We start from the raw sequence: 9,318 nt of genomic DNA, 5'->3' as shown, positions 1-9,318 counted from the left end.
CGCACTTCCGGATGCGGCGGATGCCCATCCGTGCGCTGCCAGAACCCCGGCCCCCCAAGTCGCAGCCAAAGCGGAATGGTCAGCAGAATGCCCGCGACAAATCCGCCTGCATGGGCCCAATAGGCCACTCCGCCCCCATTTGGGTCACTGCCGACACCGCCAACGAATTGCATGCCAAACCAGACGGCCAGCATGATCCACGCGGGGATCGGGAACACACGGAAGATGATGATCAGGATCAGCAGAATGTCGATGCGCGCCTTGGGAAACAGCAGCAGATAGCCGCCCATCACACCTGCAATGGCGCCCGAGGCCCCCACAACCGGTACCACCGATCCCGGAGCAGACAGAATGTGGATCGCGCTCGCCGCAACCCCGGCCGTCAGGTAGAACCCTAGAAAGGGTATATGGCCCATCTCGTCCTCTACATTATCGCCAAAGATGTATAAAAACAGCATGTTGCCCGCCAGATGCAGCCAACCGCCATGCAGGAACATGGAGGTCAGCAGCGTCGAAAACCCGTCTCCCGACAGGATGCGCGCAGGGATCGCGGCATAGTCGAAAAAGAACCGGTTCAGGGCGCGATCATCGGCAAACAGGCTGACATAGCTTAGAAACACCACGACATTGATCGCCATCAGCGCGTAGGTCACATAGGGCGTGCGGCCCGAAGGATTGTGGTCACGGATCGGAAACATGCTGGCACAGTTGGGGTTGGTACGGCACGCGTCAAGCACTCAGGGGTTAGACGCGTCATTTCCCTCCAACCGATCCGTGCACACCAGCGTAATTTTTCTAAGCAAACGGGAACATTTCGCCAAACAATTGTCTTTTTTCGCCGGTAACACGTCCGTCAACACGCTCATTGCTGACTGGACAAATGCAAGATGGCCACAGACCCAACGTCGAAGACACCCCCCGCTATGTTCCTTGAACAAGAGGCGGGTCGCTATCACTATAACCGTGTCTTCACATTCATATCCTGGAGCATTTTCGGTGTGGCGATGCTGACGCCGCTGGCGACGCTCCAGGTTTTTGCAGATCCGTCTAGCTCCGACATGCAAAACCTAGTGGCACTTATTGCACTTTTGATCAGCCCGGTTCTGGCGTTGACGACCTATAGCCTCGCCCGGAATTTCAAAGAGATCAGGATTGATCGCGCGGGCATCAAGGTGCTGCCCTATGGCCTGCACATCGCGTCCGAAGATATCGATGACATCCATTATGGCAAAAACTTCGCGGGCGTCAGAACGATCGAGATCAAGGTGAACAAGCCCTACCGGGTGTTCCAGATGGTGCTGTGGTCGCTGGGAAGGAAAATTACGCTGGGTTTCAACCCGAAACTGTTCACCCATGCTCGTGGTGAAGTGAACTAGGCGCACAATCCGGCGGTCGCCTGATCCGGCACGGCGCGAACGCCCCCCTTGCCAACGTGCATTGGCAATGCAGTGCCCATGCGGCGATGCCCCCAATTGGTGTCTCTGACGATGCGCACTACTATTTCAGCATGCAGCCCGAGCAACCCAATCCGCTCATCCGCCTTTTCCTCAACGGCACCGCCGTGGGGTTCGCCCTCTCGGCCCTGTTCGTCACGGGCATCTGGTTGCTTGATATCGCAGGCATTCATACCCGCGCGGCCAACAGTGACGATGCGTTCCTGATCCTGTTCATCCTGTGGTTCTTTCATGGCCTCCTGTTCGGGGCCGTGCAGATCAGTTATGTGGTCTGGCAAATCGGTCGGGACGGCCAGTAGATCAAGGGAACCACCATGCGCGCCATGCAAGTCACCGCCCTCGGGCAGCCGCTCGAGCTGCGCGAGATCGACAGGCCAACCCCCAAGGCAGGCGAGGCGCTGGTGCGCATCCACACCTGTGGTCTGAACTTCGGCGATACGTTGATCGTCAAAGGGACCTATCAGGAAAAACCGCAACTCCCTGCCACGATCGGGATGGAGATGTGCGGCACGGTCGAAGCGCTGGGCGAGGGCGTCACACATCTCAAGCCGGGTCAACGCGTTGCTGCCTATGCAGGCTTTGGCGGGCTTGGCGAATATGCGGCCTTGCCTGCGAATATCTGCGTGCCCATCCCCGATGACATGACCGAGGTCGATGCCGCCGCCTTCCTCGTGGCTTACGGCACCAGCCATGTCGCGCTTGACTACAAAGCGCATCTGCAACCGGGCGAGCGGTTGCTTGTGCTGGGGGCCTCCGGCGGGGTCGGTCTCACGGCGGTCGAACTGGGCAAGCTCATGGGGGCCGAGGTGATCGCCTGTGCGCGCGGTGCGGACAAGTTGAAAATCGCCTCCCATGCAGGTGCCGATCACCTTCTGGACAGTGACACCTGCGATCTCAAGGCGGATGTCAAAGCTCTTGGGGGCGCCGACGTGGTCTATGATCCTGTCGGGGGCGACCTCTTTGACGCCGCCCTGCGTGCCTGCAATCCCGAGGCGCGACTGCTGCCCCTTGGGTTCGCCTCGGGCACTGTGCCTCAAATCCCGGCCAACTACCTGCTGGTCAAAAACCTGCACGTGCTCGGCTTCTATTGGGGCGGTTATATGCGGGTGAACCCAAAGGTGTTGACCGACAGTTTCGAAGTGCTCTTTGGCTGGTATGCCGAGGGCAAGTTGAAACCCCATGTGAGCCACGTGCTGCCGCTGGACCGCGCGAACGAAGGGCTCGACCTGCTGCGCACCCGCAAGGCGACCGGCAAGGTCGTGATCCAGGTCGATGGCTAGATCTTACCCAAGAGTAAACGGGGCCGCGCAAACCTTAACGCATCCCGAACGTTAACGAGGTGTGACCCCTCTTCGCGCGCGGAAAATGCGCAGTTTCGGCTACAAAACTCGCACTTCGACGCAAACAGGTGAAAACGGCCTATTTTTGCAGGGGAAAAATGCGCGGTTTCAGCGTGAAAATGTGCAGTTTCCGGCATTTGGCGCACCGCACGGTGCCTCAACCATTGCGTCCCCGGACAGGCCGCCGCGCACCATCCCGTGCTTTCTGCCGCTCGCGCAGAAAGACGAACAGACCGGCACCGAGGATCAATAGAATGCCGATCCAGACCTCCAACATCGGCAGGTCTCCGAACACCGCCCAGCCCCAGAACACAGCCAGTGGCAGGCCAACATATTCAAAGGGCGCAACGGTCGCCGCATCGGTCAGCCTGTAGGCTTGGCTCAAGCAGTAGCCGATGATGGCTGCGTTCAGGCCCAGGCCCAAAAAGACCCATATGTCAGTGCCTTGTGGCCAGACCCAGGCCCGCAGCAGAAAGATCACGGACCCGTTCGTTGCCCCTTCGGAATAGCGTCCGTCACCGGCCACGACGAAGAACCCAAAAGACACGATGATAAAGGTCGCTTGAATGTAGACCGCCATGGCGCTGGCCTTGCTGGTCACACCAAGTTTCCGTGTAAGTATCTGATTTAAAGCGTAAGTCAGCGCCGATAGGACTGGCAACAGCAGCACTATCCGGCTCACTTCAAGCGTATCCACATCCGCCCATGGACGCTGCATGATGACAACGCCGGCAAATCCAACGGCGACCGCGGATAGGCGCAAGACGCCAACCCGCTCACCCAAAATGGGTATAGATAACAAGGTGATAAACAATGGTGCGACAAAGAAGAGGGCCGTCACATCCGCCAGCGGTAGCACGGCCAGCCCGACAAAAAAGGTCATGTTGGCAATGACGATCAGAATGCCGCGCAGCGCATGCTGCCAAGGGGTGTTGGTCCGCAGAATGCCAAAGCCACCTTCGTATTGCACGATGATGAAGCTGATCAGAATCCCAATTCCGGAACGCGCAAACACGATCTGGTGCAGCGGGTAATCCCCAGATAACTCCTTGATCAGCATATCATTTATCGAAATGCAAAATACACCGATCAGCACGCATAGAATGCCCATACCGGCCAAGTTCTGACGCACATTGTCCATGATTACTGCCCTATCACACGATGGCACGGAATGGCTTGTGAATAGCGCATAGCGCAATTGCGTCCGCTGAGGTATCAGGGGTCAAAGAGCAAGGGAGCCTCCTCATGCAAATGTCCGACACCCGCCAGATCGCGGCCACCCCGTCCGAGGTCTATGCAGCCCTTCTAAGTCCCGATGTTCTCAAGGCTTGCGTCCCTGGCGCCACTGATGTCACAGGCAACCCCGAAGACGGTTTCGAAGCGACGGTGACACAGAAGGTCGGACCAGTAAAAGCGACCTTCAAGGGACAGGTCACGCTTTCCGAAATGATTGAGAATCAAAGCCTTACGATCACAGGTGAAGGCAAGGGGGGAGCCGCTGGATTTGCCAAGGGCGGGGCCGAGGTCCGCATGGTCGAAGTCGATGGCGGGACCGAGTTGTCCTACGATGTCGAGGCAAAAGTAGGTGGGAAACTGGCCCAGCTTGGCAGCCGCATCATCGACGGTTTCGCCAAGAAGATGGCTGATCAGTTCTTCACCAATCTGCAGGAAGCATTGGAAGGACCGGCCGAATTCGAGGGCGACGCCGAGACGGACGACGCACCAAAAAAGGGCTGGCTTGGCCGCCTAACGGGTAAGGAATAAAGGCGCACAGGCAGTTGTGCACAGGCGCGCTGGTGCACCGTTTCAGTGCGGCATAGTCCTCATCCATTCGAACTGGGCCGGAGAATTCATGGCGACGATCCTGAGTATCCAGAACCTGCGCAAATCCTATGCAGGCGGTTTCGAGGCGCTCAAAGGCGTCAATCTGGACATTGAAGAAGGCGAGATCATTGCGCTGCTCGGTCCCAATGGGGCGGGTAAAACGACTTTGATTTCAACTGTGTGCGGCATCACCATGCCGACTTCCGGGTCGGTGAAGGTTGCGGGTTACGACATCCTCGACAACTACCGTCAGGCCCGCAGCCTGATTGGTCTCGTGCCCCAGGAAATTGCGCTCGAGCCTTTCGAGAAAGTCATCAACACAGTGCGTTTTTCTCGTGGCCTCTTCGGTAAGGGCCGCAAGGACAGCGCAGTAGAAGACATCCTGAAACGTCTGTCTTTGTGGGACAAGCGCGACAATCAGATCCGCGAGTTGTCCGGGGGAATGAAGCGCCGCGTTCTCATTGCCAAGGCCTTGGCGCACGAACCCCGCGTCCTGTTTCTGGACGAACCCACTGCAGGTGTTGATGTCGAGCTGCGCAAGGACATGTGGGAAATCGTCGAGCAGTTGCGTGCAGATGGCGTCACTACGATCCTGACCACGCATTACATCGAAGAGGCCGAAGCCATCGCGGACAGGGTTGGTGTGATCAGCAAGGGTGAAATCCTGTTGGTCGAAGACAAGGACACCCTGATGGCGCGCATGGGCAAGAAGCAACTGGATGTCCAGCTGACAACGCAGTTGGACGCGGTGCCAGACGTTTTGGCCGCCTATGACCTGAGAGTGTCCGAGGACGGCTGGACCTTGATTTACAGCTACGATGTAAATGCAGAACGCACCGGGATCACCAAACTGCTCAACGACGTGCAGGCTTCAGGCCTGCAGCTTCGCGATGTTGTCACGCGCCAGTCCAGCCTTGAAGACATCTTTGTGTCACTGGTGAATCAGCCGGAGGAGGTGGCATGAACTGGACAGCGATACGCGCCATTTACGTCTTTGAAATGGCGCGGTTTTTTCGAACGATAGCGCAATCCCTCATTTCGCCTGTGCTGTCGACCTCACTGTACTTCGTGGTTTTCGGTGCCGCCATCGGCAGCCGTATCGATCAGGTTGAGGGTGTCAGCTATGGTGCGTTTATCGTGCCCGGCCTCATCATGCTGACGGTGATGACCCAAGGCATTTCCAACGCATCTTTCGGTATCTATTTCCCCAAGTTCATTGGCACGATTTATGAACTGCTCTCGGCCCCCGTGAGTTTCCTTGAGATTGTCATGGGCTATGTCGGGGCCGCCGCCACCAAAGCGATGTTTATCGGGATCATCATTCTGATAACCTCGTTCTTCTTCGTCGATATCGAGATACAAAACCCTGCAGCGATGATTGCATTCCTGGTTTTGACCTGTGTCAGTTTCGCGCTTTTCGGGTTCATCATCGGCATCTGGGCGGGCAACTTCGAACAGCTTCAACTGGTGCCGCTGCTGGTGATCACGCCGCTCGTGTTTCTGGGGGGCTCATTCTACTCCATCTCGATGCTCCCGCCCGTGTGGCAGACGATCTCCATGTTCAATCCGGTGGTGTATTTGATCTCGGGCTTTCGCTGGGCGTTTTTTGGAGTTGAGGACGTGCCGATACTGACGTCTTTGGTGGCCATTGCATTGTTTACCTCGCTGTGTCTTGGGGCGGTCTGGTGGATCTTCAAGACGGGTTGGCGCATTCGGCAATAACGTAACGACGCGCAACTCCTTTTAATTGCGGCCTTGTTCTGTGTGGGGCCGCATTCTACATGGGCTTGGATGAAACGCTGGATCCCTTTCATGAAATCCGACCCGACAGTCGCCGTTGTGCGGCTGCAAGGGGTCATTGCGGGCGGCTCGCGGGGCACGCTGAATGATCAGGCGCTGGCCAGCGCTATCGAAAAGGCATTTACCCGGGGAAAACCTGCGGCCGTCGCGCTTGAAATCAATTCGCCAGGCGGCAGTGCGGTGCAATCATCGCTGATTGGCGCACGTATTCGCAGGCTGGCTGTCGAAAAAGATGTGCCTGTCATCGCCTTTGTCGAAGATGTTGCTGCATCTGGCGGCTACTGGCTGGCCACTGCCGCGGATGAGATTTATGCTGACCCGTCGTCGGTCGTTGGCTCGATCGGCGTCATCTCTGCCAGTTTCGGCGCGCATGAACTGCTGACGCGGCAGGGAGTTGAGCGCCGGGTTTACACGGCAGGCAAGTCCAAAAGCATGCTGGATCCGTTCCGCCCGGAGAAGCCCGAAGATGTTAAGCGCCTGAAGGGGCTGTTGAATGACATCCACACGAATTTCATCGAGCATGTCAAAAACCGGCGCGAGGGAAAACTTGATGCGGAAGCCGAGCTCTTTACGGGCGAGGTGTGGCTGGCGGAAAAAGCCAAGGCGCTTGGACTGATTGATGGGATCGGGCACCTGAAGCCGATGATGCAGGATCGGTTTGGCGAAAAGGTGAAATTCCGCCAGTATGGTATACGGCGTCCTTTCTTTGCTCGGTTGGGGGCGCATCTGATGGCGGATGCCGTGACATCCATAGAAGAGCGCGCGGCCTATGCCCGGTTTGGACTGTAATCCATGATGTCCAAGATCGTCCTTCTGTTCCTTGCCTTCATCGCGGTGCTGGCCGTCTTTGGCAAACTGCATTGGATTGGGGGTAAGCGCCTGGCGACCGCCAAATGCGCTTGCGGGCGGTATCGGATTGGAAAGGGCAAGTGCAGTTGTGGACGGGGTGGAACCTGATGGCAGTTGCAATGCCGTGGCTTCTCAGCGGGCTTGGTCTCGTCATCCTTCTGCTTGCGGGCGACTCCCTGGTCAAAGGGGCGGTGAACCTGTCTTTGCGCCTTGGTGTGCCTGCCCTTATCGTAAGCCTGACCATTGTCGCCTTTGGAACGTCTGCCCCTGAGCTTTTGATCGCCATTCAGGCGGTGTTGGAGGGCGCCCCAGGCATCGCGATTGGTAACGTGGTAGGCTCCAACACGGCGAACATCTTGCTGGTACTGGGCATTCCAGCATTGCTGGCGACGATGCACACGTCGGAATGCGAAACGAAAAAGACCTACAATTTCATGATTGCAGCGTCGATTTTGTTCATCGCGCTGGCGTTCCGCGGCAAATTTGACTGGATCGCGGCGATTGTGCTGCTGTCTGCACTTGCATTCGTGCTGTGGGATGCGGCGCGCGAAGCCAGTGGTCATCGGGCCGCCTGTGCCGATGCCACGGTGGACGAAGAGGAAATTGAAGGAGTCGACCCGGATCTACCCGGTTGGCGTATTGCGATCTTTCTGGTCCTTGGCCTGATTGGTCTGCCGTTGGGCGCAGATTTGCTGGTCGATAATGCAACGGTCATTGCCAAGATGTACGGGGTGAGTGACACGGTCATCGGCCTCACGCTTGTGGCTGTGGGCACGTCTCTGCCTGAGTTGGCCACAACCGTAATGGCCGCACTCCGCAGGCAAGCAGATGTTGCCTTGGGCAATGTCATTGGATCGAACATGTTCAACTTGCTCGCCATCATTGGTGTTGCCAGCTTTGTTGGTTCGATCCCGGTAGATTCCGCGTTCCTGAGGTTCGACCTTTGGGTCATGCTCGGAGCGTCGATCCTGTTGGTGCCATTTGTCTACATGCGCCGTGATATCACGCGGGTGTGGGGCATCATCTTGACCGTCCTCTATCTGGCCTATCTGGCTATCGTACTAAGCTGATTTCAAAGAGGGAGGGTGCGATGACGCGCGCACTAGTGACAGGGGCAGGGCACCGTCTGGGCCGGGCCATGGCGGTCTATCTGGCGAAGCGTGGATATGACGTGGCTGTGCACTACGCCAGCTCAGATACCGGCGCCCAAGAGACTGTTGCGCAGATCGAAGCTGCGGGGCAGCGCGGGGTTGCCTTGCAATCCAACCTATTGGATGAGGTAGAGACACAAGCGCTGTTTGGGCGAGCGGTGGATGCGCTCGGTGGTCCGATCACCTGCCTCGTGAACAACGCCTCCATCTTCGAATACGACACCGTAGAGAGCGCCACCCGCGAAAGCTGGGACCGGCATATGGAAAGCAATCTGCGGGCGCCCTTTGTGCTGACACAGGCTATGGCGGCGCAAGGACTGGCGCCTGGGCAAGACAATATGAGCGAGCCGATTGCCACGGGTTTGATCCTGAACATGGTAGATCAACGTGTACGCAAGCTGACGCCTGAGTTCATGACTTACACCATCGCCAAGATGGGGCTCTGGGCGCTGACGCAGACCAGTGCACGGGCGCTGGCGCCGGCCATCCGTGTGAATGCAATCGGTCCGGGTCCGACGCTTCAAGGCGGTCGCCAAAGCGCTGAGCATTTTTCCAAGCAGCGTGCAGCGACTGTTCTTGAGCGCGGATCCAACCCCGCTGATATTGTTGGCGCATTGGGCTACTTCCTCGATTCACCGGGTATCACTGGACAGCTTTTGTGCGTGGATGGCGGGCAGCATTTGGCGTGGGAAACGCCGGACGTCGTCGGAGTCGAATAGGTGACGTGGGGTGAGTTTTGCACCGGATTCATTTTGGTTACAAAACTGTTACCAAAAGCCCTGTGATTTCAGTGACTTGATGCTTGTGCAATAAAAAAACGTTTGAAAACAATGCATTAGATATGTGCCTAAAAATTAGGCATTTTGGCGAAATGCCCAAAAAACAAAGAAAAAATCAAAA

General features: G+C 57.2%; 11 protein-coding genes. 9 read left to right on the top strand and 2 right to left on the bottom strand.

Features of this window, described 5'->3' with window-relative positions:
- The coding region (locus tag AC6RA8_RS09615; protein ID WP_500352361.1) for a rhomboid family intramembrane serine protease at positions 1–698 on the bottom strand (698 nt) is incomplete at its 3' end.
- Between the two features lie 225 nt (positions 699–923).
- On the opposite strand from AC6RA8_RS09615, the gene AC6RA8_RS09610 reads away from it, so the two are divergent.
- The 3 genes from AC6RA8_RS09610 (at position 924) to AC6RA8_RS09600 (ending at position 2,734) form a co-directional block, all read left to right on the top strand.
- On the top strand, positions 924–1,376 hold the full coding sequence (locus tag AC6RA8_RS09610) for a hypothetical protein (protein WP_500352359.1): 453 nt from the start codon (positions 924–926) through the stop codon (positions 1,374–1,376).
- 86 nt (positions 1,377–1,462) lie between these two features.
- Positions 1,463–1,753: a hypothetical protein gene (locus tag AC6RA8_RS09605; RefSeq protein WP_500352357.1), complete on the top strand. Its 291-nt coding sequence runs from the start codon at positions 1,463–1,465 to the stop codon at positions 1,751–1,753.
- Positions 1,754–1,768: 15 nt separating this feature from the next.
- Positions 1,769–2,734, top strand: coding sequence for an NADPH:quinone oxidoreductase family protein (locus tag AC6RA8_RS09600; RefSeq protein WP_500352355.1), 966 nt, complete (start codon positions 1,769–1,771; stop codon positions 2,732–2,734).
- A 217-nt stretch (positions 2,735–2,951) separates the two neighbouring features.
- Here the strand turns inward: AC6RA8_RS09600 and AC6RA8_RS09595 are convergent, their stop codons facing one another.
- The gene (locus tag AC6RA8_RS09595; protein ID WP_500352354.1) at positions 2,952–3,935 is read right to left on the bottom strand and encodes a DMT family transporter; all 984 of its coding nucleotides are present in this window, start codon (positions 3,933–3,935) and stop codon (positions 2,952–2,954) included.
- Positions 3,936–4,039: 104 nt separating this feature from the next.
- Here AC6RA8_RS09595 and AC6RA8_RS09590 point away from each other — a divergent pair, with 104 nt between their 5' ends.
- The 6 genes from AC6RA8_RS09590 to AC6RA8_RS09565 all read left to right on the top strand — a co-directional run bounded on the left by AC6RA8_RS09590 (position 4,040) and on the right by AC6RA8_RS09565 (position 9,137).
- Positions 4,040–4,558, top strand: a complete 519-nt coding sequence (locus AC6RA8_RS09590; RefSeq protein WP_500352352.1) for an SRPBCC family protein — start codon at positions 4,040–4,042, stop codon at positions 4,556–4,558.
- 88 nt (positions 4,559–4,646) lie between these two features.
- On the top strand, positions 4,647–5,582 hold the full coding sequence (locus tag AC6RA8_RS09585) for an ABC transporter ATP-binding protein (RefSeq protein ID WP_500352350.1): 936 nt from the start codon (positions 4,647–4,649) through the stop codon (positions 5,580–5,582).
- Entirely contained in the window at positions 5,579–6,340 is a 762-nt protein-coding gene (locus tag AC6RA8_RS09580) for an ABC transporter permease (RefSeq protein WP_500352348.1), read from the top strand. Before AC6RA8_RS09585 ends, AC6RA8_RS09580 begins: the two co-directional genes overlap by 4 nt.
- Positions 6,341–6,409: 69 nt before the next feature.
- Entirely contained in the window at positions 6,410–7,207 is a 798-nt protein-coding gene (locus AC6RA8_RS09575; RefSeq protein WP_500352346.1) for a S49 family peptidase, read from the top strand.
- Between the two features lie 179 nt (positions 7,208–7,386).
- On the top strand, positions 7,387–8,337 hold the full coding sequence (locus tag AC6RA8_RS09570; protein WP_500352365.1) for a calcium/sodium antiporter: 951 nt from the start codon (positions 7,387–7,389) through the stop codon (positions 8,335–8,337).
- Positions 8,337–9,137 carry an SDR family oxidoreductase gene (locus AC6RA8_RS09565; RefSeq protein WP_500352364.1) on the top strand — a complete coding sequence of 267 codons (801 nt, stop codon included), beginning with the start codon at positions 8,337–8,339 and terminating at the stop codon, positions 9,135–9,137. Before AC6RA8_RS09570 ends, AC6RA8_RS09565 begins: the two co-directional genes overlap by 1 nt.
- The last annotated feature ends 181 nt before the right edge of the window (positions 9,138–9,318 follow it).

This window comes from Tateyamaria sp. (assembly GCF_059783535.1).
Note: the sequence above shows the minus strand (reverse complement) of the source record. Positions and strands in the feature narration are given on the sequence as shown.

Coding starts and splice junctions, on each gene's coding strand:
- AC6RA8_RS09610 (WP_500352359.1), top strand. CDS start 924: ATGTTCCTTGAACAAGAGGCGGGTCGCTATCACTATAACCGTGTCTTC.
- AC6RA8_RS09605 (WP_500352357.1), top strand. CDS start 1,463: ATGCCCCCAATTGGTGTCTCTGACGATGCGCACTACTATTTCAGCATG.
- AC6RA8_RS09600 (WP_500352355.1), top strand. CDS start 1,769: ATGCGCGCCATGCAAGTCACCGCCCTCGGGCAGCCGCTCGAGCTGCGC.
- AC6RA8_RS09595 (WP_500352354.1), bottom strand. CDS start 3,935: ATGGACAATGTGCGTCAGAACTTGGCCGGTATGGGCATTCTATGCGTG.
- AC6RA8_RS09590 (WP_500352352.1), top strand. CDS start 4,040: ATGCAAATGTCCGACACCCGCCAGATCGCGGCCACCCCGTCCGAGGTC.
- AC6RA8_RS09585 (WP_500352350.1), top strand. CDS start 4,647: ATGGCGACGATCCTGAGTATCCAGAACCTGCGCAAATCCTATGCAGGC.
- AC6RA8_RS09580 (WP_500352348.1), top strand. CDS start 5,579: ATGAACTGGACAGCGATACGCGCCATTTACGTCTTTGAAATGGCGCGG.
- AC6RA8_RS09575 (WP_500352346.1), top strand. CDS start 6,410: ATGAAACGCTGGATCCCTTTCATGAAATCCGACCCGACAGTCGCCGTT.
- AC6RA8_RS09570 (WP_500352365.1), top strand. CDS start 7,387: ATGCCGTGGCTTCTCAGCGGGCTTGGTCTCGTCATCCTTCTGCTTGCG.